The sequence below is a fragment of the Streptomyces sp. NPDC049627 genome, assembly GCF_044465645.1.
Lineage (GTDB): Bacteria > Actinomycetota > Actinomycetes > Streptomycetales > Streptomycetaceae > Streptomyces.
This window is the reverse complement of the sequence record NZ_JBITLW010000013.1, coordinates 52460-76074: the sequence shown is the minus strand read 5'-3', so window position 1 is coordinate 76074 and position 23615 is coordinate 52460. Positions and strand designations below refer to the sequence as shown.

Below are 23615 nucleotides of genomic sequence, written 5' to 3'. Positions count from 1 at the left end.
GTCGGCTTGCGGGCGGCGCAGGACCGGGGCACAGAATGAATCCATACAGAAGGCCTCAAAGGCAACAATCGCCCCGTAGGGAAGAAGGCTTCGTGAGCGTCGAACCTCCGTCGTCCGGCCGCCCCACAGGACCGCCCTCCGGCCCCCTGTCGGGTCCCTCCCAGCCGCCCTCCGGCCCGCCCTCGCAGCCCCCGGGCAGCGGCGACGGGGGAGCACCCGGTCCCGAGCCCCACCACCCCTGGTGGCGCTCCGTACCCCGTCTCGCGCTGCTCACCGCCGTGGTGGTGGGCGCGGTGATCGTCGCCGTCGTCCTGTCGCGCGGCGGCGGTGGCGGCGGCACCGCCCAGGGCGGCGAGGTCTTCCTCCAGGCGGCGGGCAAGTCGGGCCCCGACCCGTTCACCGAGTCCACGGCGACGGACAGCTCCGCCCCGCCCGTCACCCCGTCCGCGGCCACCGAGTCGGCGCCGTCCAATGCCGTACGCGGTGTCGACGGCGGTGCGGCCGGCCTGTACGGGGGCACCCGCAAGGTCGCCGCCTGCGACGTCGAGAAGCAGATCGACTACCTCCGGGCGGCCCCGGAGAAGAACAGAGCGTTCGCGTCGGTCGCCCGCGTCGACTCCTCCGACGTCCCGTCCTATCTGCGCTCGCTCACCCCCGTCCAGCTGCGGATGGACACCCGCGTCACCAACCACGGCTACCGCGACGGCGCCGCCACCACCTATCAGGCCGTCCTCCAGGCCGGCACCGCCGTCCTCGTCGACGGCCGCGGAGTGCCCCGGGTGCGCTGCGCCTGCGGCAACCCGCTGACGCCGCCGGTCGCCCAGCAGGGCACGCCGAAGCGGACGGGTGACTCCTGGCCGTCGTACCGTTCCTCGAACGTCGTGGTGGTCTCGCCCTCGACGACGGTCGTCAACGTCTTCGTCCTCTTCGACGCCGACCGCCACGAGTGGATCTCCCGGCACCGCGGCGACGACGGCGACAAGGACAAGAAGATCCACCCGCCGGCGAAGCCGTCCCCGTCGGTCAGCGTGTCCACGTCCAAGCCGCCCAGCTCACCTTCCACGTGCGTGTCCCTGCCCGACGACGCCACGGAGACGCCCGCCGGTTCGGTGTCACCCTGCCCGCCCACGTCGACCGCCCCCTCCTCGCCGTCGCCGAGCCCTCAGACGTCCACGACGCAGCCGGAGTCGCCCTCGACGACGACTTCCGGGCCGCCGCCGGACGAGGACACCACCACGACGTCACAGTCGGCGTCCACCGCGAGCGCGCCGGGGTCGCCGTCGCTGTGACGTACGGCGCCACCTGCGCGGTGACTGCGCGGCTCGGCTCTGGGTACGAGGACTGGTGCAGTAGTGTCCGGCCAGTCCGGCTTCCGAGAGAGAAACGCATGATCGAGCACGTGGACGGGGCAGTGATTCCAACTGGTTTCGACGTGCCCGTGGAACCGCTTCGGCGGGCGGCGCACTACAGCGGTGAGGCGGGATGCATCGCCGAGGCGCGGTCCTTCGCCGCGCTGTTCCTCGGCCGGCTCAGGACCGAGTGGTGCGCCACCATCGGCGAAACCTCCCAGGACAAGGTGCTCCTGGTGGTCAGCGAGCTGGTCACCAACGCCGACCGGCACAGCAACGGCCCGTACATCCTGGACCTGGAGGGCACGGACGACGCGGTGACGGTCTGCGTGTACGACAGCAGCTCCGCCCTGCCCCGCCGCTTCCCCAAGGACCCCGAACGGATCGGCCGGCACGGTCTGGAGATAGTGCATGCGCTGGCGGCGGAGGTCGCCGTGGAACGGGTGCCGGTCGGCAAGCGGGTCCGTGCGGTGCTGCGGCTGAGCGACGAGTGACTCGCGCGATTTCCCCCAGGGCTGAATGCTGATCCCCGCTGAACGCTTCCGCTGGCGCCCCCCGCTTCTAGGCTGGGCAAGGTGAGCGAACAAGCGACGAACGAAGCCCGCGTCATCCCGCTGCGCCCGTCGGCAGCGCGCCCGGGACCGACCCGCCCCACGTCCGAACGCCCAGCCACCACGGCACCCGCGACCGCGCCCGCCGCCACGCCCTCCGCCGTGCCCCGGTCACCGGAGCCCACCGCACCCGCGCCCAAAGAGCCCTTGTGGCGCGACCTCGTCGGTGACGTCCTGCGCCGTGAGCGCCTCGCCCAGGAGCGCACCCTGAAGGACGTGGCCGACACGGCCCGGATCTCCATGCCGTACCTCTCCGAGGTCGAACGCGGCCGCAAGGAGGCCTCCTCGGAGGTCCTCGCGGCCGCCGCCCATGCCCTGGGGCTCCGGCTCGGCGACCTGCTGTCGCTGGCGCAGGGCGAGTTGGTCCGGATCACCAGCCGTCGGGTGCCCCACAGCAGCCGTGGCAGGGCAGGTTCGTCGTACGACGGGCTGTGCCTGGCGGCGTGAGGCCACGCCGGCGCCTCAGACCGTCACGAGGCGCCGGCTCACCACCTCGTCCGCCAAGCCGTACGCCACGGCCTCCTGCGCGGTGAACACCTTGTCGCGGTCCATGTCCGCGCGCAGCGTCGCGATGTCGTGGCGGGTGTGCCGGGCCAGGACCTCCTCCACCTGCGAACGGATCCGGACCATCTCCTTGGCCTGGAGGGCGAGGTCGGAGATCGCGCCCCGGCTGCCGCCGCTGGCGGGCTGACCGAGCAGCACGCGCGCGTGCTCCAGCACGAACCGCCGCCCCGGATCCCCGCCGGCCAGCAGCACGGCGGCCGTGGACGCCGCCTGCCCCACGCAGAACGTCGAGATCGGCGCCTGCACGTACGTCATGGTGTCGTAGATCGCCATGAGGGAAGTGAAGGAGCCGCCGGGGGAGTTGATGTAGATCGCGATCTCGTTCTCGGGCGCCGCCGACTCCAGATGGAGGAGCTGCGCGATGACGACGTTGGCGACGCCGTCGTCGATCTCGGTGCCGAGGAAGATGATCCGCTCGGACAGCAGACGGCTGAAGACGTCGGAGGAGCGCTCGCCGTGCGCGGTCCGCTCGACGACGTACGGAATCGTGTAGTTCCCCATGTCACAGCCCCATCCGTCGCTTCGAGGCGGCCGGGCGGACGTCCGCGAGGGACTCCAGGACCCGGTCCACCATGCCGTACTCCTTGGCCTCCTCGGCCGTGAACCAGCGGTCGCGGTCGCCGTCCCGGGCGATGGTCTCCGGCGTCTGGCCCGTGTTCTCGGCGAGGAGCCGCTCCATGGTCCGCTTGCTGTGCTCCAGGTTCTCCGCCTGGATCTCGATGTCGGCGGTGGTGCCGCCGATGCCCGCCGACCCCTGGTGCATCATGATCCGCGCGTTCGGCAGGGCGTACCGCTTGCCGGGCGCGCCGCCGCAGAGCAGGAACTGGCCCATGCTGGCCGCGAAGCCCATGGCGAGCGTCGAGACGTCGTTGGGAATCAGCCGCATCGTGTCGTAGATGGCCAGGCCCGCGTACACCGAGCCGCCGGGGCTGTTGATGTACAGGCTGATGTCGGTGCGCGGGTCCTCCGCCGACAGCAGGAGCAGTTGGGCGCAGACCCGGTTGGCGGAGGACTCGGTGACCTCGGTGCCGAGGAACACGATGCGCTGTCCGAGCAGTTGGGCGGCGAGGTGGTCGTCGAGGCGCGTCGGCGGGGTGTCGCCCTCCTCGGCGCGGGGCGTGAGCGTGGTGAGTGGAGTCATCGGTTCTCCTCGTCGTGCGACGGATGCCGTGACTCCACTCTTGACCTCGTACGACGGCCACGAGCACGTTCTCTGCCCGCAGCAGATTCGCCACGGGCAGAGCGTCGGCTCAGCCCTTTTCGCGCAGGTGCCGGAAGAAGGCGCGTACGTCCTCGACCAGCAGGTCGGGCTCCTCCATGGCCGCGAAGTGCCCGCCCCGGTCGAGCTCCGTCCAGCGGACGATGTTCTCCGTCCGCTCCGCCTTGTGGCGCAGCGGGATCTGCGGGTCGCCGGGGAAGGACGCCACCGCGGTGGGGGCGGTCGAGGGCTCGTGCGGGGCGGCGACCCGGTCGCCCGTGGCGTGGGCGCGCTCGTAGTAGACCCGGGCGGACGAACCCGCCGTGCCCGTCAGCCAGTACAGCGTCACGTTCGTGAGCATCAGGTCCCGGTCGACGGCGTCCTCGGGCAGGTGCTCGGAGTCGGTCCACTCCTGGAACTTCTCCACGATCCAGGCGAGTTGGCCGACCGGCGAGTCGGTGAGCGCGTACGAGAGGGTCTGCGGCCGGGTGGACTGCAGGTGGAAGTAGCCCGTCCCGTCCCGGAACCACTGCGCCCACCGGCGCCACGAGGTGAGCGTCCGCTCCCGTTCGGCCGGGCTCAGCGCCTGCAGTTCCTCAGCGGTCGGCTCGGTGGCCGCCTGTGCGCCGGGCAGCAGATTGAGGTGGATGCCGATGACCCGGTCCGCGTGGACACGGCCCAGCTCCCGGGAGACGGCCGCACCCCAGTCGCCGCCCTGGGCCCCGAACCGCTCGTAGCCCAGGCGCGTCATCAGCTCGGCCCACGCGTCGGCGATCCGCCGTGCCTCCCAGCCGCTCTCGCGGGTGGGCCCGGAGAACCCGAAGCCGGGAATGCTCGGCAGCACCACGTGGAAGGCGTCGGCGGGGTCGCCGCCGTGCGCGGCGGGATCCGTCAGCGGACCGACGACATCGAGGAACTCGACGATCGACCCCGGCCAGCCGTGCGTGATGACGAGCGGGGTGGCGTCCGGCTCGGGTGAGCGGATGTGCGCGAAGTGCACGTGCGCGCCGTCGATCTCGGTCGTGAACTGCGGCCACTCGTTCAGCCGAGCCTCCGCAGCCCGCCAGTCGTACGCGTGCCGCCAGTAGCGCGCCAGCTCGCGCAGGTAGTCCGAGGGCACGCCGTACGCCCATCCGACCCCGGGCAGCTCGTCGGGCCACCGGGTCCGGTCGAGGCGGTCGTGCAGGTCGTCCAGGTCGCTCTGCGGAATGTCGATGCGGAACGGGTGGATGCTGTTGCCGTGGTCTGCGGGCGAAGGCGTCATGACCGCGATGCTAGGTCCGAACGGTGTATGGGCCACCTGGATTGATCGGCCACACCAGCGATGAGTTTCGCGGCGAGGACCGGTCGACACACATGACAGCAGTTCCACGGCCCAGGAGGTACTCATGGCATCCGACGGTTTCACCACGTGTCTCTGGTTCGACGGCCAGGCCGAGGAGGCCGCCCATTTCTACGTCTCGATCTTCAAGAACTCCAGCGTCGGCGAGGTCGCCCGCTACCCCGAGGGAGCGATGCAGCCCGCCGGCAGTGTCATGACCGTGGAGTTCACGGCCAACGGTCACAAATTCCTCGGACTCAACGGCGGCCCCCAGTTCAAGTTCACCGAAGCGACCTCCTTCATGATCTTCTGCGAGAACCAGGAGGAGATCGACTACTACTGGACCAAGCTCACCGAGAACGGCGGCGAGCCTGGCCCCTGCGGCTGGCTCAAGGACAAGTACGGCCTGTCCTGGCAGGTCGTCCCGGCCCGGCTCCAGGAGATGATCACCGACCCGGACCCGGCGAAGGCGGCCCGCGTGACCAAGGCGTTCATGGCGATGAGCAAGTTCGACATCGCCACCCTGGACAAGGCGTACGCGGGGGAGTGAATCCCGGCCGGCGCGCTAGCCCTCCAGGTTCTGGCGGATCACGCGGGTGATCTCCCGGGCGACCCGAAGGATTCCGGGGGAGCGGACCGGGCACGGCTTCGGCGTCGAGGTCGTGGGGGCCAGACAGAAGTGCAGGTAGTCGTCGTCGCGGTGCAGGGCGGTGCGGTCGCGGTCCGGCTGGGTGCAGTACTCGGCGTGTGCGTGCTCGTACGCCGTGCACGGCAGGTACTGGACCCAGCTGTAGCGGGCGCCGGCCGCACTCAGCACCTTGCCCGCGTCGGCGAGCAGGTCGCCCGAGGCCCCCGCCCGCCGCTCGTAGAGGGAGTTGACGCGCCGGATCCGGTCGGGAGTGATCGGGTCCGGGCCCTGCAGCACCCAGACGATCCGGGCGTCCCCGGCCGCGGCGATCTGGTCGGTGAGCCGCTGCAGATCGGCCTGGTAGCGCCTGAAGTACTTGTCGGGGGAGGCGTCATGGGTGATGCCGTCCATGCAGGGTGTGTAACCCCACGCGTTCCCCCAGAACTGCAGCACCACGAAGTCCGGCCGCAGCCTGCGCACCAGGGCGGCCGCCTTGTCCGCGACCGGCACCAGGGACCGCTTGCCCGTGCCCTCCAGGTAGTCGCACAGGGTGGTTCCCGAATACGGGGCGCTCGTGTACGTCGCCCCCAGCTCGCGGCGCAGCTCCTGCCCGAGCACCTTCTGCGCCTCCATCGCGAGCGAGTCGCCCAGATACAGCACGCTCGGCGCCTTCACGGCAACGCCCGGACTCTTCCCCTCGGCGCTCGGCGAGGCGGGCGCATGCCGCTGTGTGGTGGCCGACGCACCCGGCATCCGAGGCGGCGGCCCGGTCTCCGGCTCCGACGCGGGATCACCGCACGCGCCGAGCAGCACGGCGGCCAGCAGCACTCCCACGATCCACGGCTTCCGCATACGGCAACTCCCGCCCCGGGCACCGGAAAACGGCTCCCCAGGCAAGCACAGCCCGGCCCGAGGGGGAAGACCCGTGTCGGCCACGGAACGTCCGTGGCCGACACGGGTCCGGCCGTCACTCAGACGCGGTCGGCCGCGATCAGCAGGTACTGGAAGCTGCCGTTGCGGTACGCGGTCAGGAACGTGTCCTCGATGCCCGTCACCAGGTGGTCCGCCTCGCGGCGCAGCTCCCAGTAGGGGATGGTCGCCTCGGTCAGGTCCTGGACATGGACCGGCACGAGCCGGTTGCGGGCCATGGCCCGGAAGTACGCCGAACGCGGGTGGATGTCGCAGATGTAGTGGGCGTTGATGAGGGACACCTCGCGGGAGGCGCGCCCGTAGGTGTCGTTGTAGCAGCCGGTGATGGTGACGTAGCGGCCGCCGCGGCGCAGCAGCCGCGCGTGCTCGGCGAACAGCAGGTCGAGCTCGACGTACATGGTGGACTCGTTGTTCCACGAGGCCGCGAACGCCCCGGAGGGCAGACCGGTGTCGAGCATGTTGCGGCAGTGGTAGCGCACCCGGTCGTCGATGCCCCGCTTGCGGGCCTGCTCGTTGGCGAACTCGGCCTGCTTGTCCGAGAGGGTGACCCCGTCGGCCTGGCAGCCGTAGCGCAGATGGGCCACGACGCTGCCGCCCCCGCGTCCGCAGCCGGCGTCGAAGACCCGGTCGTCGGGTGTGAGCGGGCCGAGCCGGTCGGCGAGCAGTTCCGCCTGGGCGTGTTCCAGCCGGTGCAGCTCGGCGGTGATGCGCTCCCGGCGCCGGACGGGGTCGCCTTCGGCGAGCACGGAGCGGTCGGCGTCGCCGATGCCGTAGTGGTGGTGGTACAGGTCGTCGATCTTTCCGAGTTCGAGGTTGACCGGGTTCTCCTCGGCGTTCCAGTAGTCCGCGACGCGGGTCTGGTACGTGGACTGGGACGGCACCGGGACGGTCTTGGTGCCGGCTTCGGGGGCGATGGTCAACGGTGACTCCTCGTGCTGGTTTCTGTGACGCTCTGTCATACGGTCGCGCTTTACCAGTAGTTGGGCAGGTGATAGCGGTGGGTGTTGGTCGCGTGCCACTCGTGGTTGCCGGCCACCCAGTCGGACAGGCCCCGCGCGTAGCGCTCCACGAGGGGCGAAGTGGCGGACAGCAGGGCGGACTCCTCCTCGAAGGCCGCCATGATCCGGTTGTGGATCTCGACGGCCTTCAGATAGGCGGCCTTCAGCCCGCAGCGCTCGTTCGCGGCGATGACCTGCGGCAGGTTGAGATGCGTGGGGTCGCTCGCCAGCTCTTTGGTGAAGGAGTACAGGTCGTTGACGATCGTGGTGGCGTTGCAGGCGAGCGCCGTGATCCGCTGGATCTCGGGGCGGGCGTAGACCGCCTCGGGCAGTTCGTAGCCGTCGACGGCGTCCACGATCGACAGACAGGGACGGAAGTTGTTGAACTGCCGCATCACCAGGTACTCCCAGACCCGCGGCACGTACCGGGTCTCGGCCCAGGCCGCCTCGGCGAGGTAGCCCAGGTGCAGCCGGGCGATGTCGTGGACGAAGCGGTCGGTCTGGCTCGGTGTGGCGAAGGCGGCGTAGTCCTGGAGGGCGAAGTGGTACGAGCGCAGCGGACCGTCGGCCCGCACGCCGTGCCGCCACTCCTCCTCAAGCTCGGGAATGCCGTGATACGGGTCGAGTGCCGACTGGGCCATGACCAGGCGGCCCCCGAGGCCCCGGCGCGCGCCGCCCCGGCCCTCGTCCTCCTCGCAGTAGCAGGAGTCGACGACGTTCTCCGCGAGGAGCAGCTCGCCGGCGGCCGTCAGACGCTCCAGGTCGAGCGCCTCCGGATGCTGGAGCACCACCGCCCGGCCGAACTGGAACCCCGAGAAGTCGCCCTTCCACGCCTCGGGGAACAGATCGAGACGGCGGGCCCAGGCCTCCAGCCTGCGGTCGACCTCCGCGGCCTTCACGGGGTCGGCGGGCGCGACCTGCCGGTACCGGAGCCCGGGGATCGCCCCGCCGCGCCGGGGGCGCAGCGTGCTCGCGATGTTCGGCGGCCCGGGCAGCGCGAAGTCGGAGGTGGGGGAGGACGTGCTCATCGGGTGCTCCACACTGTCACTCGGCCGTCCGGCCGATCTGGGCGTTCTCGAGGATCCCGACCGCGTCGGGGACGAGGATCGCCAGCGAGTAGTAGGCGGTGACGAGGTAGCGGATGATCGAGTTGGTGTCGATGCCCATGAACCGCACGTTCAGGCCGGGCTGGTACTCCTCCGGGATCCCGGTCTGGTACAGCCCGATGGCCCCCTGGTCGCCCTCCCCGGTGCGCAGCGCGATGATGCTGCTGGTGTGCTCCCGGCTGATCGGGATCTTGTTGCAGGGGAAGATCGGGACACCGCGCCAGGCGGGGATCTCGTGCCCCTCGACGCTCGCCGTGCCGGGCACCAGACCGCGCCGGTTGCACTGCCGGAAGAATGCCGCGATCGCCTTCGGGTGGGCGATGAACAGCTTGGTCTTGCGGCGCATCGACAGCAGCTCGTCCATGTCGTCCGGGGTCGGGGGCCCGGTGAAGGTGCTGATGCGCTGCCCGTAGTCGGCGTTGTGCAGCAGCCCGAACTCCCGGTTGTTGACCAGCTCCCACTCCTGGCGTTCGCGGATCTCCTCGATGGTCAGACGCAGCTGCTGCTCGGTCTGGTCCATCGGGTTGTTGTAGAGGTCGGCGACCCGGGTGTGGACGCGCAGCACGGTCTGCGTCAGCGACAACTCGTACTCGCGCGGGGCGAGGTCGTAGTCGACGTAGCCGCCGTTGATCGTCGGCTCGCCGACATGGCCCGCCTGCACCGGCACGTCGGCCTCGCCCTTGCGGTTCATGGGCAGGCTCTGCCGCGCGGCGTAGGCCTCCAGGTGCGCGGCGAGGGACGGCGCCCGCTCGGTGAACTCCTCGACCACGGCCCAGGGGAGCACGAGCAGCACACCGGACGTCTCCGCGCGCACCGAGCTCAGCCACAGAGGGTCGGGATGGCCGATGGCCTCGTCTCCGATCTGGTCGCCGTCGGTGACGACCCCGACGATCTCCTCCTCGCCGTACTTGCCTTCCGTGAAGCGGGTGAAGCGGCCGTGCACGACGAGGTAGGCCTCCGTGACCGGCTGCCCCGCCTCGACGAGGACCTGGCCGGCCCGGACCTCCCGGACCCGGAAGCGGGTGGAGACCTCCCGCAGCACGTCCAGATCGGCGTAGCCGCGCAGGACCGGAAGCTCGGTGAGGGTCTCGGGGATGACCTTGATGTCGTCGGCGCCGTTCTGGTCGAACTGCACCCGGCCCCGGCCGACGCGCAGCTGAAGCCGGCGGTTGACCCGGTAGGTGCCGCCCTTCACGTCCACCCAGGGCAGCATCCGCAGCAGCCAGCGCGAGCTGATGGCCTGCATCTGGGGTTCGGACTTGGTGGTCGTGGCGAGCTGCCGGGCCGCCTGGGTGCTGAGACTGGTGAGGTGACCGTCGGACTGGGGGTCGGGATCTGGTTCGTCGATGGCGGGACCGGTGGCGCTGTCCGGTGTGGACACATTCCCTCCCGGGAGGTGAGCTGGCTGGCCGTGCGCGCGTCCTAGCCAAACAGCCACTGTGACACCCGGATCAGGGCGTGAAGGGGGCGGCTTAAGACCCTGGAGGTGCAAACCTGCCCTGTGAGGCAGTGGACGCACCCTGAGTGACCTTGCTCCCCTCCCGTGCTCCCGCACGCCCGAGTGGCGGCGCTCAGGACAGGTCGTTCACCAGCACCGCCGCCCCGTCGAACCGGCCCGCCTTCAGATCCCGCAACGCCTCGTCGGCCCGCGACAGGGGATAGGTGTGCGTCGTGGCGTGTACGGCGTGCTCGGCGGCGAGGGCCAGGAACGCACGGCCGTCCTCACGGGTGTTGGAGGTGACGCTGCGCAGTTGCTTCTCGTAGAAGAGCTCGCTCTCGTAGCGCAGCGCCGGAACGTCGCTGAGGTGGATGCCCGCGACGGCCAGCGTGCCGCCCCGGTCGAGGGCCCGCAGCGCCACCGGGACCAGATCGCCGGCCGGGGCGAACAGGATCGCGCTGTCCAGGGGCTCCGGCGGCATCTCGTACGCGTCGCGCGCCGAGGCGGCACCCAGGCCGAGCGCGAGTGTCCGGGCGGCCGCGCCCCGCGTCAGCACGTGCACCGTGGCGCCCTCGGCGATCGCCACCTGTGCGCACAGATGCGCGCTGCCCCCGAAGCCGTACAGCCCGAGCCGCCCGCCCGCAGGGAGCGCCGCCCGCCGCAGCGCGCGATAGCCGATGATCCCGGCGCACAGCAGCGGTGCGAGGGTCACGTCGTCGAGGTCGCCGGGCAGCCGGTAGGCGTACGCCGCCGGTACGGTCGTGTACTGCGCGTACCCGCCGTCGGCGTCCCAGCCCGTGTACCGCGAGGCCGGGCACAGGTTCTCGGCGCCGCGCGCACAGTAGGCGCAGGTGCCGTCGGTGCGCCGCAGCCACGCCACCCCCACCCGCTCCCCGACGGCGAAGCCGCGCACCGCCGCCCCGAACCCGGCCACCACGCCCACGACCTCGTGCCCGGGCGTCACACCCGGCCGGTGCACCGGCAGATCCCCCTCCGTGACATGCAGATCCGTACGGCACACTCCGCACGCCCGCACCCGCACCAGCAGTTCGTCGTCTTCCGGCGCCGGCACCGGCTTCCCGACCAGCCGCAGGGACCCCGCCTCGACCGGCCCCGGCTCGACCACCGACCACGCGCGCATCGACCTGTCCGCCATACCGTGCCCCGTCCGTCGCCCGGTCGCCGTATGCCCCCAGTCTGGAACGGAAGCCCGCATTCGGCGCGCGACCGCACTGCCGGGTGGCTAGCGTAAGAATCCGGACAACTCACCGATCCGGGAGAGGGCCGCAGCCATGGCCGTGAAACCTGACGGAACCCCCATCTGGGCCGACGCGATGTTCAGCGATGTGGAGGCTGCCAAGAGCTTCTACGGCGATGTCCTCGGCTGGACCTTCGGCGAGGCGTCGTCGGAGTACGGCAACTACACGGAGGCGTACGCGAACGGCAAGGCCGCCGCCGCGGTCGTCCCGCCCATGCCGGGCCAGGAGGCCCCGTCGCAGTGGTGCCTCTACTTCGCCACCTCCGATGTCGCCGCCACCGCCACCAGGATCCGGGACAACGGCGGCGAGATCTTGATGGAGCCGATGGCGGTCGGTGAGTTCGGCAGCATGTGCCTGGCCCGCGAGCCCAGCGGCGCCGTCTTCGGCCTCTGGCAGCCGGGCACCCACGAGGGCTTCCAGGCGCCGCCGGACCAGCCGGGCGGATTCTGCTGGGCCGAGGTCTTCACCCGCGAGCGGCACAAGCCCGACACCTTCTTCCCCGCTGTCTTCGGGTACGGCGCCAAGCAGATGGAGGACGACGCGGTCGACTTCCGGATCTACACGCTCGGAGACGACATGGCGCTCGGCCGCATGCAGATGACGGACGAGCTCCCGCCCGAGGTCCCCTCCTACATCAACGTGTACTTCACGGTCGACAACTGCGACGACGCCGTGGCCAAGGCCACCAAGCAGGGCGCCGTGGTGCGCTTCGGGCCGATGAGCACGCCGTTCGGCCGGTTCGCGGTGCTCACCGACCCGCAGGGCGCGAACTTCTCGGTGATCGACATCACCACCACCGAGGGCGAGATGCCGAAGACCACCGACGTCTCCTGATCCCCGACCGCACCTGCGGCCCGGGGGCCCGCCGGACCGTGGCATGATCGGCCCATGCGTGAACGTGTTGTGGCCGCGTGCGACGGGGCTTCGAAGGGAAACCCCGGGCCGGCGGGCTGGGCCTGGGTCGTCGCCGACGAGACGGAGACTCCCACCCGATGGGAGGCCGGGCCGCTCGGCAGGGCCACCAACAACGTCGCGGAACTCACCGCGCTGGAACGCCTGCTCACGGCGACCGACCCCGGCGTACCGCTGGAGATCCGCATGGACTCGCAGTACGCCATGAAGGCCGTCACCAGCTGGCTGCCCAACTGGAAGCGCAACGGCTGGAAGACGGCCGCCGGCAAGCCGGTCGCCAACCAGGACCTGGTCGTGCGCATCGACGAACTGCTCGCCGGCCGCACGGTCGAGTTCCGCTACGTCCCCGCCCACCAGGTCGACGGCGACCCGCTGAACGACTTCGCCGACCGCGCCGCCAGCCAGGCCGCCACCGTGCAGGAGCCGGCTGGCAGCGGCCTCGGCTCAGCGGAGCCGCCGCCCTCCCCGGACACCCCGTCGGCCAAGGCACCGCGCCGCAAGTCCGCGGCGCCCCGGAAGAACGGCAGCTCCTCGCGCACCATCAAGGCCAAGTTCCCCGGCCGCTGCGTCTGCGGCCGCTCCTACGCGGCGGGCGAGCCCATCGCCAAGAACGCCCAGGGCTGGGGGCATCCGGAGTGCCGCACCGCGGACGCCTGACCCGCCCTAGTCCTTCCTCGTGAAGGTGCCGAGACCGGTCGTGTCGAGGTTCTCGACCTTGACCTTGTCGGCGCGTCCGCCGGACCCGACGGTGAAGGTCACGCCGGACAGGCCGACGGCCATTTCGCCGGTGGTGCGGTAGCTGAACGTGTCACCGTCGTAGTGGCTCAAGGCGAACCGTTGCTTCTTGGGCCCGAGTTGCATGGTGAGTGTGCTCCCCTGGGCGCTGACGGTCATCGGGCCGTAGTAGTCATTGGCGTACGTTCCGGTGTAGGCGCTGTTCGCCTTGGCGGGTGCGGGCGAGGCCGGAGGCTTGCTGTAGTCGACCGGTGACTCTTCCCCCGCCAGGGTCTGCCTGATGATCGGCCCGAGGAACGCCAGCCAGTCGACGGTCGGCCCGCCCGTCTGCGCGGTGTCGAGGAAGGTGGCGGTGATCGACTCGGGCACGCCGACGGGCTGCCCGTTGGTCAGGACGACGATGCCGAGTTTCTCGGAGGGCAGCAACGCGACGTGGGTGGCCGCCCCGAGTGCGAAGCCGCCGGAGTGGCCGAGCTTCAGCCTGCCCTGGTCGTCGTAGCTCACGTTCCAGCCGAGCCCGTAGAACCCGGACCGGCCCACAGGCGAGTGCGGCGGCTCGGAGAGCATGTGCGGCAGGTGGGTCTCTTCCAGCGCGTCGGCGTCGACGACCTGTCGCCCCTGGAACTTGCCGTTGGCCAGTTGCAGGCGCAGCCACTTCGTCATGTCCTGGGCCGTGGAGCTGGCCCCGCCCGCCGGGCTCTGGGCGTCCGGGTTGCGCACATGCTCGGCGCGCCAGGTGTCCCCGGTCTGCACATGCAGGGCGGCCTTGTTCTCCGCCTTCTCGTAGTCGGCGAAGGACGAGCTGGTGGAGTCCATGCCGAGCGGCCGGTACAGCTTGTCGGCGGACAGTTTCTCCCAGCTGGTCCCCGCTGCTTGCGCGGCGGCGACGCCGGCTTCGGTCAGCCCGAAGTTGGTGTACGCGTAGTCGGCGCGGAAGGGGGCCAGCGGTTCGAGGCGGAGGTGGTCCAGGATGTACGAGCGGTCGTAGCCGAGGTCCTCCAGGAGGTCTCCGGCGTGGTCGGGCAGTCCGCTGCGGTGCGAGAACAGGTCGGCCAGCGTGACCCGGCGGGTGACCCACGGGTCCTTCAGGGCGAAGCCGGGGGTGTACTTGACGACCGGGTCGTCCCAGCCGACGGCCTTCTCGCCCACGGCCGCGGCGACCACGGTGGACGCGAGGGGCTTGGAGACCGAGGCGAGCTGGAAGACGGTGTCCGGTCCGACCCGGTCCTTCGTGCCCGCCTTCCGCAGGCCGAACCCCTTCAGGTACAGCACCTCGTCGTCGTGCACCACGCCCACGGCGACTCCGGGCACACCCGTGCGGCGCATGGCGTCCCGTACGACGTCGTCCAGCCGGCCCACCGCGTTCTCGACGTCGGCCCGGGTGATCTGTGACGGTGGCTGGGCGGGAGGGACGGTGGGCAGCGGCGACGTCCCGACGGCCGCACGGCCGGCGACGGTGGTGTCGGCGTCGGCCCCGGTACAGCCGACGGCCAGGGCCGCCACCAGGCCCAGTGCCGCGGCGGAGCGAAGGTGGCGGGGGCGTGCGCTGTCGATTCGGGCCATGTCTTCCATGGAAATCCCTCACCCGGCACGTGTCGCGCCTTGGCAGGCTGTTCGGGGGAGCCGGCGCCGAGGTGGGGTGGGCCGAGCGCTGTTCGGCCCACCCCACCTCGGTGTTCAATCACCAGAAGGTCTGGGGATCTCAAGCAGCTCTGGGCCAGGCCCGCGGTTCAGCCGAGCTCGTAGTCGAACCAGATGCGATGCGTGCCGTCAGCATCAACGGCCATCCCACCGGCCCCGGAGATCCCGGCCAGCTCGCCGGTGCCGCTTGAAGGCACGATCGTGAAGAACTCCGCGGTGCGGTCGCTGCCGGACGTTGTCGCCGAGTGCACGAAGTTGAAGGAACCCTCCCGGCCCTGCAGCGAGCCTTCGAATGACTCCATGGCCACATAGGTGCCGACGCCGGTCGACTGGTCGAACGCGGCGGTGAACAGGGTCGCCGAGCGCCCCACCACCTCTCCCTCGAAGTGTTTCTCCATCGTCGCGACACCTACCGGCAGCCCCGTGGACACAGCAGGCTCGGGCTTCAGCTCAGTCGGGACGAACGCCTTGACGGTGAAAGTTGCCTTGGCTCTCATGCGCTGACCGTACTGAGGCGGTCTGACAACCGCGGCTGGACCACAGAAAGAAACAGCTCAGGCCGCGTCGAACGTGTAGTACGCGGTGTGGTCCAGCAGATCGGCGGGACGCACGTCCTTCCACGGCTTCATCGTGTCGTTGAGGTCCACCACGTTCGGCGTGCCCGCGGCCGGCACATAGCCGGAGCCGGGGTGGCGGCGCTGCCAGTCGGCCCACAGCTTGTCGATGTAGGCGTGGTGCAGCCAGAACACCGGGTCGTTGGGGGACACACCGGTCGCCATCTGCCCGCCGACCCAGACGTGGACCCGGTTGTGCAGATTGACGCCGCGCCACCCTTCGAGGTGGTTGCGGAAGCCGTCCGACGCGCTGTTCCAGGGCGCCATGTCGTACGTCGGCATGGCGAGCACGGACTCCACCTCCGCCCGGGTCGGCAGCTCCCGTACCGCGGCGCCGAGCGAGCGGCGCAGAAACGTACGCCCGTCGACGCGCACATTGATCGGCCAGTTGCCGGTCGACGCGGCGAACGGCCCGTCCATCACCCGGCCGTCGAGGCTGCGCCCGGTGCCGCCGAGGAAGTCGGGAGCCCACAGGGAGGACCGTATCGAGCGGTCGGTGCTCCAGTCCCAGTACGGCAGCGCGACCGAGGGATCCACCTGCTGCAGCGCGCGCTCGAACTCGAGCAGGAATCTGCGATGCCAGGGCAGGAATGACGGTGAACGGTGGCCGGTGCGTTCCCCGTTGTCGGTGTCGCCGACGATGAAGGCATTGTGCGTGGTGACGAACTCGTCGTAGCGGCCGCTGCGCTTCAGCTCCAGTACGGCGGCGACGAATCGGCGCTTCTCGTCGGCGGTCAGCAGAGCCTGGTTCTTACGGACGGTCATGGTCGCGGGTGCTCCAAAGTGCGCGTGCGGCAGGTCAGTTGGCGTGGGCGTGGGCGTTGGTGTTCGCGGGGAACGGGAGGAGGGCTGCGCCCTGCAGCTCGTCGACGGCGGCGCGGGCGGCGGCGCGCGGGGTGGGCACCGGGTCGTAGTGGCTGACGACGCTGATCCAGCTGCCGTCGGCGTTGCGCATCACATGCAGCTCCACCCCGTCGACGAACACGGCGTAGCCGGCGCCGTGGTGCTCGTGACCGGTGCCCGAGACCGGCCGGCCCTGTATCCGGCGGCCCTTGTAGACCTCGTCGAAGGACGCCGGGGAAGGGTGGTCGTGCCCGGCGGCGGTCGCGCCGGGGGCGGCGAGGGTCTGGACAGCGGCCGCGGTGGCGAGGGCGGCCGCGGCGGTGAGGGCACGGCGACGGCTGAGTTCCGGCATACGGATCTCCTGGGTTCGTTCGGTTGACGACTCCGCATGCCTATCGGGCCGCACGAGAGCGGGAGAAATCGGTCGGGAGTGGTTGGCTCCGATCCGGACAAGTGGCCACATGTCGTGCAAGGTTGAAGCAAGATGATCTTGCCGTGGGCGGTGTCCATGAGTCACCGGAACGGGGAATTCCTTCCCCTGCGGGCCGCGTTCCGGGTGATCTTTCGCAGGCGGGTGTGCCGTCAGTGGTCTGCTTCACTCGCTGAAACTGGCGTGATCCGGAATGCGGTGGGACGGCGCACTCGTCCTGTTACCCTGCGAAGTCAAATGTCCGATTTGAGTAAGAGCCGGGGGTGTGTGTGAAGGTCGCCTGCATCGGCGGCGGGCCCGCCGGCCTCTACTTCTCGATCCTGCTGAAACTGCGGGACCCGTCCCACGACATCACCGTCCACGAGCGCGACCCGGAGGGCTCCACCTACGGCTGGGGCGTCACCTACTGGCGCGGCCTGCTCGACCGACTGCACGCGCACGACCCCGAGACGGCCCGCGCCATCGAGGAGAACTCGGTCCGCTGGAGCGAAGGCGTCGCCCATGTCCGGGACCTGACGACCCGTCGGCCCGGCGACCAGGGATTCGGGATCGGCCGCCGTCGGCTCCTGGAGATCCTCGCCGGGCGCGCCCGCTCGCTGGGCGTACACCTGACGTTCGGGCACGAGATCACGCCGGACCGCCTGCCCGCAGCCGACCTGGTCGTGGCGGCCGACGGCGTCCACAGTGCCTTGCGCACCCGGCACGCCGGCCACTTCGGCACACGGATCACGACGGGCCGCAACCGCTACCTCTGGCTCGGCACCACCAAGGTCTTCGACGCCTTCACCTTCGCCTTCGTCGAGACCGGCCACGGCTGGATCTGGTGCTACGGCTACGGCTCCGAGGCCGGCACCTGCGTCGTCGAATGCACGCCGGAGACCTGGACCGGCCTCGGCCTCGACACGGCGCACGAGGCGGACGGACTCGCCCTGCTGGAGAAGCTCTTCACCGACGCTCTCGACGGCCACCCCCTCATCAGCCGCTCGTCCGCCGACGGCACCGCCCCATGGCGGACCTTCCGCACCCTCACCAACCGCACCTGGCACCGCGGCAACCTCGTCCTGCTCGGCGACGCCGCCCACACCACGCACTACTCCGTCGGCGCCGGCACCACCCTCGCCCTGGAGGACGCCATCGCCCTCGCCCGCTCCCTGCACGAGCACCCCGCCCTCCCCCAGGCCCTCGCCCGCTACGAACGGGAGCGGCAGCAGGCCCTGTTGCCCCTCCAGAGCGCGGCCCACTACAGCGCCCGGTGGTACGAGAGCCTGCCCCGCTACCTCCGTCTGCCCCCGCACCAGATGTTCGCCCTGCTCGGCCAGCGCCACTCACCCCTGCTGCCCCACATGCCGCCCCAGCTGTACTACCGGATCGACAGGGCGTCCGGGCAGCTGGAGACCTTGCGCCGCGTCAAGCGCTGGCTGGGCCCGAAGGTCGCGCGCACCGTGCACGCCAGGGCGCTGGCGTCCCGCAGGTAGCCGCGCCTCACCGGAACAGCCGGTCGAGGAAGGCGTTGCCGAACACACCGTGGGGGTCGAGCCGGTCCAGCACCCCGGACGCCTGTCCCCACGCGCCCTCACCGAAGGATCCGGGCACGAGCGCGTCCAGCACCTCGGTGTCGCTCCAGGCGGCCCCGTCCGTGTAGGCCCAGCCCTTCGACCACTCGACGCGGGGCATGGCGTACCCGCCGTCGAAGGTACGCAGCACAAACCGCTCGATCTCGCGCAGGAACGCCTCCGCGTACGGCGTCCCGGGCAACGTCAGGATGTTCAGCCACACGGCGGTGTCCCACTCGGGCCGGTCGCCGCGCGGCCGGAGCGCCGACAGAAGCGGTGTCCGCGCTCCCTCCAGGCCGACGTCCGCCGGATCGTCGAGGCCCGTCACACGGATCTCCACCGAGCCGTTGACCGGGAACCGGCCCCGGTCGGCGTACGCCGCGAGCCGCGCCCGGTAGAAGGCGGTGAACTCGGCGAGGACCCGCTGTACTTGAGCCCTGCTGGTGTGCAGCACGTAGCCGTTCGTCGCGATCCTCAGCGTCGTCGGCCGCAGATACAGCAGGGTGTTCTTGGACGGCCCCCAGATGTCCGCCGACACCGTCGCCACCAGCCCGAGCGCGGCCGTGTCGTACTGCGCGTTGCCGAGCACGGGCGCCAGATACCACGCCCCGTCCGACACCATGCGCCCGACGAGCTCCGCCACCGGACGCGGAACGCTGTCGGAGAACGGGTAGTTGTACGGCGCCGTCACGTGCCGCGAGGTCAGCGGCCGGGTGGGGGAGACGCTCCACACCTTCAGCCACGGGAACTCGGTGAAGGCGAACCAGATCGCCTCGACCCGCCCGGCCCGGTCCAGGAAGCTCGCGAGTGTGCGTCCGCCGGTGCCCGGCGCGGCGAAGAGCTCACCGGCCGGGATGTCCGTACGGCTGACGCATCGCAGGTTGCTGTTGGCGCCCACACGCAGCACGACCTCGGTGATCAGGGACCGGCCGAGGTGGGTGAGCAGCGCGGCGCAGTCCGCCTCGTCGCGGTCGTAGGTCCGCAGCACGTACGCGCCACTGGCCTCGTCCCAGACGACGGCCGTCAGGGACAGCACGAGATTGCTGAGCGAGCCGTACGTGTGCCCGGGCAACCGTTGTTCGTCGCGCGCCGGTACGGCGGTGCCGTGCGCGTCGATGGCCAGGGCGCCGCCGAGGGTGAGGTTGCCGGGCGCGGGCGCGGCGGTGACGCCGAGACCCTGTTCCTCCAGGTAGGTGAGGAGGGCCTCCAAGGTGACGCCCGTGCCGGCGCGTACGGAGGTGGGCGACTCCAGGGACAGGCCGGTGAGGTGAGGGGCGGTGTCGACGAGGAGGACCGGTGTGTCAGGCGGTGTGCCCTGGGTGATGGTCAGTGGTGACCAGCCGTGCGAGGAACCACGGGCGCGGACTCGCCAGCTGTGCCGCCGGGCCCAGTTGACGACGGCGACCACCTGGCTCGGGGTGGCCGGTGCGCAGGCCCACAGTCCGTCGGCGGTGATCTCGCCGACCCAGTTCCGGTAGGCCGAACGGTACAGGGCCACTTCGGGCGGGAAGTCCGGTAACTCCTGTGCCGCGACGGCCGGATCCGCGGGCAGAAGGGTCGGTACGGCGGCGAGGGCGGAAGCGGTGCGCAGGAAGCCCCTGCGGCTGAAGGCGTCGGTCATGGGGTCACGCTAGGGACCGGTTTGACATGTTCCGCCGGTCTGTCGAAATGATTCACTTATGTGAGTGATGGATTCACAGACAGCCGGGCGGAGGGGCTGGCTCCGCGCACGCGCATGACGAATGACACACTGACGCCATGGACGAGCGTGTAATCGGTAGGTCGGGCCGGCAGGCATCCGTCGTCGGTCTCGGGACGTGGCAGCTGGGCGCCGACTGGGGAGACGTCGACGAAAAGGAAGCCCTGGCGGTACTGGACGCGGCCGTCGAGTCGGGGGTGACCTTCTTCGACACCGCCGACGTCTACGGCGACGGACGCAGTGAGCAGACCATCGCCACCTTCCTGCGCGGCAGGCCCGAGCTGGACATCTTCGTGGCGACCAAGATGGGCCGCCGCGTCGACCAGATCCCCGAGAACTACGTTCTCGACAACTTCCGCTCCTGGAACGACCGGTCCCGGCGCAACCTCGGCGTGGACCGCCTCGACCTGGTCCAGCTGCACTGCCCGCCGACGCCCGTCTACTCCACGGACGAGGTGTTCGACGCCCTCGACACCCTGGTCGAGGAGGAGCGCATCGCGGCGTACGGCGTCAGCGTGGAGACCTGCGAGGAGGCGCTGACCGCGATCGCCCGGCCGGGTGTGGCCAGCGTGCAGATCATCCTCAACCCGTTCCGCATGAAGCCGCTGCGCGAGGTGCTGCCCGCCGCCCGGGAGGCGGGCGTCGGCATCATCGCCCGCGTGCCGCTGGCCTCCGGCCTGCTGTCGGGCAAGTACACCAAGGACACCGTCTTCCCCGCGAACGACCACCGCACCTACAACCGGCACGGCGAGTCCTTCGACGTGGGGGAGACCTTCTCCGGTGTGGACTACACGACCGGCGTCGAGGCCGCCGCCGAGTTCACCGCCCTCGCCCCCGAGGGGTTCACCCCGGCCCAGCTCGCGCTGCGCTGGATCATCCAGCAGCCGGGTGTGACCACGGTGATCCCGGGCGCCCGCTCGCCGGAGCAGGCCCGCGCGAACGCGGCCGCCGCCACGCTGCCGGAGCTGTCCGAGGCCACGCTCACCGCGATCCGGGACCTCTACGACCGGCGGATCAAGAAGCAGGTCGAGGGCCGCTGGTAGATCCACCCGGCTCCAGGAGCGGCCGAGCGGCCGCTCCTGGCCGCCCTGCCTGTTTGAACGATCACCGGCCGGTTACCCGGACCGCATGGTGGAGGCAGTCAGGCGGAGGGGACGCGACGAGACCGAGGACGAGCGAGCGGACCGGATGTGGGGTGAGCTCCTCCAGGAGGTACGCGTGGCCCAGATGGGCGTGCAGATCCTGTTCGGATTCCTGCTCACCGTCGTGTTCACGCCGAAATACGACCGCCTGGACTCCACGGAGCAGACCATCTACCTGGTGACGGTCGTCCTGGGCGCCGCCGCCACCGGCGCCCTGATCGGTCCCGTGTCCCTGCACCGCCTGGTGTCCGGGCGGCGCATCAAACCACAAGCCGTGGAGTGGGCCTCCCGGCTGACCTTCGTCGGTCTGGTCCTGCTCCTCGTCACGATGACGTCCTCGCTCCTGCTGATCCTTCGGGTCGCCACCGGCGACGGCTATGTCCCCTGGCTGGTCGCGGGCGTGGTCGCCTGGTACCTCCTGTGCTGGTTCGTCCTGCCGCTGTGGACCCGCCGCCGCTACACAGAGTGAGTGGAGCGCAGCGCCGCGATGCAGGTGGCGATGGCCTGCTGGAGCTCCTCCAGCTGCTCGACCATGTCGTCCTCGACGAACTCCTGCACATCGTCGAAGGTCAGTTCCTCGAAGACCTTCGTCGCCCGCTGCAGGCTGCTGTAGAACTTGGTCCGCCGCTCCTGCACCCGCAGCTCGGGGTCGGCCTCCACGGCCTCGACGACGAGGGACTTCATGGTGTCGTAGGCCTCGCTCGCCCACTCGCCGCTGTCCTCGTCGGCGTCCAGCTCCTCGATGAGCGACAGGTGCCGCTCGGCCTCCTGACGCAGGTCGACGGGCGCGTCGACGGTCTGCCCGGCCGGGGTCCTGATCCGGCCGGACTCGGCGATCTGGCGGACGTAACCGATCCGGTCGGCCGCCCGGCTCTCGCCGGCCACGGCCTTCTTCAGCTCCTCGGTGCGGACCACGTCCCGCGCCAACTCGGCCTGCAGCTCGGGATCCTCGCGAACCCGGTCCAGGAGGGCCTGGCGGGCCGCGCGGGCGGTCGAGGGGTCGGCGAGGATCGCGGCGCGCAGCGCGGTGGGGTTCTCGGCGACCTCCAGGGCCTTCGTCGGGCGGATGCCCTCGGCCTCGGCTGCCTCGGCGATGGCGGTGCCGCGCTCTGAGGTGGCGCTATTGCGGGAGACGTAGTAGCTGAGCCACACGTCGGCGTCCGGCAGCTCGACCTCCTGGCCCGGCGCGAGCGCCTCGAAGTGCGGGACCAGGCCGTCGTCGGCGGCCCGGTCCCAGGCCTTGTAGTAGCGCATGACTCGCTCCGGGGAGCACCCGGCGAGTTCGGCGAACTCCTTCGCCGACACCTTCGCCGTCTCGCCCGCGCTCTGGCCGCCGGGCCGCACGCTGCGCGCCACCATCAGGCCGAAGGCCCATCCGCCGGTCCGGGCATAGACCCCGAACTCCCGCGCGTCACGCGCGACGAGGTCGGACAAGGGCACGGGGGACGTCTCGGACGGGACGGTCGCCAGGCTCACGGATGACTCTCCTGTACGGGCTGCTCGGACAGCGAAAATGCAGACCAGCAGCCTATGGCACCCGGGGACCGCCTTCGGTCGGACTCCGGGGGCCGCCGGGGGGGGCGACTCCGGTGCCGCCCGGCGCCGTGGTGGCGCGCGTGCGGTCAGCCGAAAGCGTCCCGCAGCGCGGGCAGCAGTGTCTTCTCCGCCCAGTCGAGATACGGCAGCTGCGCCTCGCCCCCGATCTGCACCAGGGCGATCTCGTCGAACCCGGCCTCGGCGTACGGGCGCACGGCCTCGACGAAGGCGTCCGGGTCGTCGCCGCACGGGATGGAGTCGGCGACGTCGTCCTGGGTCACGAACTGCGTCGCCGCCTCGAAGGAGTCCGGGTGCGGCAGCTCGGAGTTCACCTTCCAGCCGCCGCCGAACCAGCGGAACTGGGAGTGGGCGCGCTTGATCGCGGTCTCGCGGTCGGAGTCGTGGCACACCGGCAGCTGCCCCACCCGGGGCTTGCCCGCGCCGCCGTGCCGGTCGAACGCCTCCAGCAGGCCCGCCTCGGGCTCCGTGGCGATCACCAGGTCGCCGAGCCTGCCCGCCAGCTCGCAGGACTGCTCCCCGGAGACCGCGATGCCGATGGGCGGCGGCTGGTCCGGCAGGTCCCACAGGCGGGCCGACTCCACGTCGAAGTGCGTGCCGCGATGGTTCACATGGCCGCCCCTGAAGAGCGCACGGATGATCTCCACCGCCTCCTGGAGCATCTCGTGCCGCACATCCACCGGCGGCCAACCGCCGCCGACGACATGCTCGTTGAGGTTCTCCCCGGAGCCGAGCCCCAGCCGGAACCTGCCCTCGGACAGCAGTTGCATCGTGGCCGCCTTCTGTGCCACCACCGCCGGGTGGTAGCGGACCGTCGGACACGTCACGTACGTCATCAGCGGAATCCGCGACGTGGCCTGGGCGGCCGCGCCCAGCACACTCCACGCGTACGGCGAGTGACCCTGCGAGCGCAGCCACGGAAAGTAGTGGTCCGAGGTCACGGAGAAGTCGAAGCCCGCCTCCTCGGCGCGGACCAGGTGGTCCACCAGCTCACGGGGGCCGGCCTGCTCGGTCATCATCGTGTATCCGATCTGCACCATGCGGGCCGAGTCCCCGGACACCGGGTGACGGAAACGGGACGGACGGGGCG

General features: G+C 70.8%; 24 protein-coding genes. 9 read left to right on the top strand and 15 right to left on the bottom strand.

Annotated features, from left to right (window positions below; all coding sequences use genetic code 11):
- The first annotated feature begins 92 nt into the window (after positions 1-92).
- The 3 genes from ACIBU0_RS31950 to ACIBU0_RS31940 all read left to right on the top strand — a co-directional run bounded on the left by ACIBU0_RS31950 (position 93) and on the right by ACIBU0_RS31940 (position 2407).
- Positions 93-1289 (top strand): DUF6777 domain-containing protein, encoded by a 1197-nt coding sequence (locus ACIBU0_RS31950; RefSeq protein WP_398825378.1) that lies wholly within the window; start codon positions 93-95, stop codon positions 1287-1289.
- 98 nt (positions 1290-1387) lie between these two features.
- On the top strand, positions 1388-1843 hold the full coding sequence (locus ACIBU0_RS31945) for an ATP-binding protein (RefSeq protein WP_398825376.1): 456 nt from the start codon (positions 1388-1390) through the stop codon (positions 1841-1843).
- Positions 1844-1924: 81 nt separating this feature from the next.
- Positions 1925-2407 carry a helix-turn-helix domain-containing protein gene (locus ACIBU0_RS31940; RefSeq protein ID WP_398825375.1) on the top strand — a complete coding sequence of 161 codons (483 nt, stop codon included), beginning with the start codon at positions 1925-1927 and terminating at the stop codon, positions 2405-2407.
- 15 nt (positions 2408-2422) lie between these two features.
- On the opposite strand, the gene ACIBU0_RS31935 is transcribed toward ACIBU0_RS31940, so the two are convergent.
- The 3 genes from ACIBU0_RS31935 to ACIBU0_RS31925 all read right to left on the bottom strand — a co-directional run bounded on the left by ACIBU0_RS31935 (position 2423) and on the right by ACIBU0_RS31925 (position 4986).
- Entirely contained in the window at positions 2423-3025 is a 603-nt protein-coding gene (locus tag ACIBU0_RS31935; RefSeq protein WP_398825373.1) for a ClpP family protease, read from the bottom strand.
- Between the two features lies 1 nt (position 3026).
- Positions 3027-3665: a ClpP family protease gene (locus ACIBU0_RS31930; protein WP_398825371.1), complete on the bottom strand. Its 639-nt coding sequence runs from the start codon at positions 3663-3665 to the stop codon at positions 3027-3029.
- Between the two features lie 109 nt (positions 3666-3774).
- A complete protein-coding gene (locus ACIBU0_RS31925; RefSeq protein WP_398825369.1) occupies positions 3775-4986 on the bottom strand; it encodes an epoxide hydrolase family protein in 1212 nt (403 codons plus the stop codon).
- Between the two features lie 124 nt (positions 4987-5110).
- On the opposite strand from ACIBU0_RS31925, the gene ACIBU0_RS31920 reads away from it, so the two are divergent.
- On the top strand, positions 5111-5593 hold the full coding sequence (locus ACIBU0_RS31920) for a VOC family protein (RefSeq protein WP_398825367.1): 483 nt from the start codon (positions 5111-5113) through the stop codon (positions 5591-5593).
- A gap of 15 nt (positions 5594-5608) precedes the next feature.
- On the opposite strand, the gene ACIBU0_RS31915 is transcribed toward ACIBU0_RS31920, so the two are convergent.
- From ACIBU0_RS31915 to ACIBU0_RS31895, 5 genes are all read right to left on the bottom strand, one after another.
- The gene (locus ACIBU0_RS31915; RefSeq protein WP_398825365.1) at positions 5609-6523 is read right to left on the bottom strand and encodes an SGNH/GDSL hydrolase family protein; all 915 of its coding nucleotides are present in this window, start codon (positions 6521-6523) and stop codon (positions 5609-5611) included.
- A gap of 119 nt (positions 6524-6642) precedes the next feature.
- Entirely contained in the window at positions 6643-7521 is an 879-nt protein-coding gene (locus ACIBU0_RS31910; protein ID WP_398825363.1) for a geranyl diphosphate 2-C-methyltransferase, read from the bottom strand.
- Between the two features lie 50 nt (positions 7522-7571).
- Positions 7572-8627: a family 2 encapsulin nanocompartment cargo protein terpene cyclase gene (locus ACIBU0_RS31905; protein ID WP_398825361.1), complete on the bottom strand. Its 1056-nt coding sequence runs from the start codon at positions 8625-8627 to the stop codon at positions 7572-7574.
- A gap of 16 nt (positions 8628-8643) precedes the next feature.
- Positions 8644-10086, bottom strand: coding sequence for a family 2B encapsulin nanocompartment shell protein (locus ACIBU0_RS31900; RefSeq protein ID WP_398825359.1), 1443 nt, complete (start codon positions 10084-10086; stop codon positions 8644-8646).
- A 190-nt stretch (positions 10087-10276) separates the two neighbouring features.
- On the bottom strand, positions 10277-11284 hold the full coding sequence (locus tag ACIBU0_RS31895; RefSeq protein WP_398825928.1) for a zinc-binding alcohol dehydrogenase family protein: 1008 nt from the start codon (positions 11282-11284) through the stop codon (positions 10277-10279).
- A 151-nt stretch (positions 11285-11435) separates the two neighbouring features.
- Here ACIBU0_RS31895 and ACIBU0_RS31890 point away from each other — a divergent pair, with 151 nt between their 5' ends.
- Positions 11436-12236 carry a VOC family protein gene (locus ACIBU0_RS31890; RefSeq protein WP_398825358.1) on the top strand — a complete coding sequence of 267 codons (801 nt, stop codon included), beginning with the start codon at positions 11436-11438 and terminating at the stop codon, positions 12234-12236.
- A gap of 54 nt (positions 12237-12290) precedes the next feature.
- The gene (locus tag ACIBU0_RS31885; protein ID WP_398825357.1) at positions 12291-12971 is read left to right on the top strand and encodes a ribonuclease H; all 681 of its coding nucleotides are present in this window, start codon (positions 12291-12293) and stop codon (positions 12969-12971) included.
- 6 nt (positions 12972-12977) lie between these two features.
- Here ACIBU0_RS31885 and ACIBU0_RS31880 read toward each other — a convergent pair whose 3' ends face one another.
- The 4 genes from ACIBU0_RS31880 to ACIBU0_RS31865 all read right to left on the bottom strand — a co-directional run bounded on the left by ACIBU0_RS31880 (position 12978) and on the right by ACIBU0_RS31865 (position 16499).
- Positions 12978-14612 carry a serine hydrolase gene (locus ACIBU0_RS31880; RefSeq protein ID WP_398825355.1) on the bottom strand — a complete coding sequence of 545 codons (1635 nt, stop codon included), beginning with the start codon at positions 14610-14612 and terminating at the stop codon, positions 12978-12980.
- A gap of 167 nt (positions 14613-14779) precedes the next feature.
- Entirely contained in the window at positions 14780-15187 is a 408-nt protein-coding gene (locus ACIBU0_RS31875; protein ID WP_398825353.1) for a DUF3224 domain-containing protein, read from the bottom strand.
- Between the two features lie 57 nt (positions 15188-15244).
- Positions 15245-16069, bottom strand: coding sequence for a tyrosinase family protein (locus ACIBU0_RS31870; protein ID WP_398825351.1), 825 nt, complete (start codon positions 16067-16069; stop codon positions 15245-15247).
- A gap of 34 nt (positions 16070-16103) precedes the next feature.
- A complete protein-coding gene (locus ACIBU0_RS31865) occupies positions 16104-16499 on the bottom strand; it encodes a tyrosinase cofactor (RefSeq protein ID WP_398825349.1) in 396 nt (131 codons plus the stop codon).
- Positions 16500-16840: 341 nt separating this feature from the next.
- Here ACIBU0_RS31865 and ACIBU0_RS31860 point away from each other — a divergent pair, with 341 nt between their 5' ends.
- Entirely contained in the window at positions 16841-18052 is a 1212-nt protein-coding gene (locus ACIBU0_RS31860) for an FAD-dependent monooxygenase (protein WP_398825347.1), read from the top strand.
- Positions 18053-18059: 7 nt separating this feature from the next.
- Here the strand turns inward: ACIBU0_RS31860 and ACIBU0_RS31855 are convergent, their stop codons facing one another.
- The gene (locus ACIBU0_RS31855) at positions 18060-19751 is read right to left on the bottom strand and encodes a cholesterol oxidase substrate-binding domain-containing protein (protein WP_398825345.1); all 1692 of its coding nucleotides are present in this window, start codon (positions 19749-19751) and stop codon (positions 18060-18062) included.
- 137 nt (positions 19752-19888) lie between these two features.
- Here ACIBU0_RS31855 and ACIBU0_RS31850 point away from each other — a divergent pair, with 137 nt between their 5' ends.
- A complete protein-coding gene (locus ACIBU0_RS31850; RefSeq protein WP_398825343.1) occupies positions 19889-20872 on the top strand; it encodes an aldo/keto reductase in 984 nt (327 codons plus the stop codon).
- Between the two features lie 85 nt (positions 20873-20957).
- Positions 20958-21440 (top strand): DUF6328 family protein, encoded by a 483-nt coding sequence (locus ACIBU0_RS31845; protein WP_398825341.1) that lies wholly within the window; start codon positions 20958-20960, stop codon positions 21438-21440.
- On the opposite strand, the gene ACIBU0_RS31840 is transcribed toward ACIBU0_RS31845, so the two are convergent.
- Entirely contained in the window at positions 21428-22447 is a 1020-nt protein-coding gene (locus tag ACIBU0_RS31840) for a hypothetical protein (protein WP_398825339.1), read from the bottom strand. The two genes, ACIBU0_RS31845 and ACIBU0_RS31840, sit on opposite strands and share 13 nt — an antisense overlap.
- 146 nt (positions 22448-22593) lie before the next feature.
- The gene (locus ACIBU0_RS31835; RefSeq protein ID WP_398825925.1) at positions 22594-23565 is read right to left on the bottom strand and encodes an LLM class F420-dependent oxidoreductase; all 972 of its coding nucleotides are present in this window, start codon (positions 23563-23565) and stop codon (positions 22594-22596) included.
- Positions 23566-23615: the final 50 nt, after the last annotated feature.

Coding starts and splice junctions, on each gene's coding strand:
- ACIBU0_RS31845 (WP_398825341.1), top strand. CDS start 20,958: ATGGTGGAGGCAGTCAGGCGGAGGGGACGCGACGAGACCGAGGACGAG.
- ACIBU0_RS31875 (WP_398825353.1), bottom strand. CDS start 15,187: ATGAGAGCCAAGGCAACTTTCACCGTCAAGGCGTTCGTCCCGACTGAG.
- ACIBU0_RS31870 (WP_398825351.1), bottom strand. CDS start 16,069: ATGACCGTCCGTAAGAACCAGGCTCTGCTGACCGCCGACGAGAAGCGC.
- ACIBU0_RS31945 (WP_398825376.1), top strand. CDS start 1,388: ATGATCGAGCACGTGGACGGGGCAGTGATTCCAACTGGTTTCGACGTG.
- ACIBU0_RS31835 (WP_398825925.1), bottom strand. CDS start 23,565: ATGGTGCAGATCGGATACACGATGATGACCGAGCAGGCCGGCCCCCGT.
- ACIBU0_RS31905 (WP_398825361.1), bottom strand. CDS start 8,627: ATGAGCACGTCCTCCCCCACCTCCGACTTCGCGCTGCCCGGGCCGCCG.
- ACIBU0_RS31930 (WP_398825371.1), bottom strand. CDS start 3,665: ATGACTCCACTCACCACGCTCACGCCCCGCGCCGAGGAGGGCGACACC.
- ACIBU0_RS31935 (WP_398825373.1), bottom strand. CDS start 3,025: ATGGGGAACTACACGATTCCGTACGTCGTCGAGCGGACCGCGCACGGC.
- ACIBU0_RS31895 (WP_398825928.1), bottom strand. CDS start 11,284: ATGCGCGCGTGGTCGGTGGTCGAGCCGGGGCCGGTCGAGGCGGGGTCC.
- ACIBU0_RS31925 (WP_398825369.1), bottom strand. CDS start 4,986: ATGACGCCTTCGCCCGCAGACCACGGCAACAGCATCCACCCGTTCCGC.
- ACIBU0_RS31890 (WP_398825358.1), top strand. CDS start 11,436: ATGGCCGTGAAACCTGACGGAACCCCCATCTGGGCCGACGCGATGTTC.
- ACIBU0_RS31915 (WP_398825365.1), bottom strand. CDS start 6,523: ATGCGGAAGCCGTGGATCGTGGGAGTGCTGCTGGCCGCCGTGCTGCTC.
- ACIBU0_RS31880 (WP_398825355.1), bottom strand. CDS start 14,612: ATGGCCCGAATCGACAGCGCACGCCCCCGCCACCTTCGCTCCGCCGCG.
- ACIBU0_RS31885 (WP_398825357.1), top strand. CDS start 12,291: ATGCGTGAACGTGTTGTGGCCGCGTGCGACGGGGCTTCGAAGGGAAAC.
- ACIBU0_RS31920 (WP_398825367.1), top strand. CDS start 5,111: ATGGCATCCGACGGTTTCACCACGTGTCTCTGGTTCGACGGCCAGGCC.
- ACIBU0_RS31855 (WP_398825345.1), bottom strand. CDS start 19,751: ATGACCGACGCCTTCAGCCGCAGGGGCTTCCTGCGCACCGCTTCCGCC.
- ACIBU0_RS31850 (WP_398825343.1), top strand. CDS start 19,889: ATGGACGAGCGTGTAATCGGTAGGTCGGGCCGGCAGGCATCCGTCGTC.
- ACIBU0_RS31865 (WP_398825349.1), bottom strand. CDS start 16,499: ATGCCGGAACTCAGCCGTCGCCGTGCCCTCACCGCCGCGGCCGCCCTC.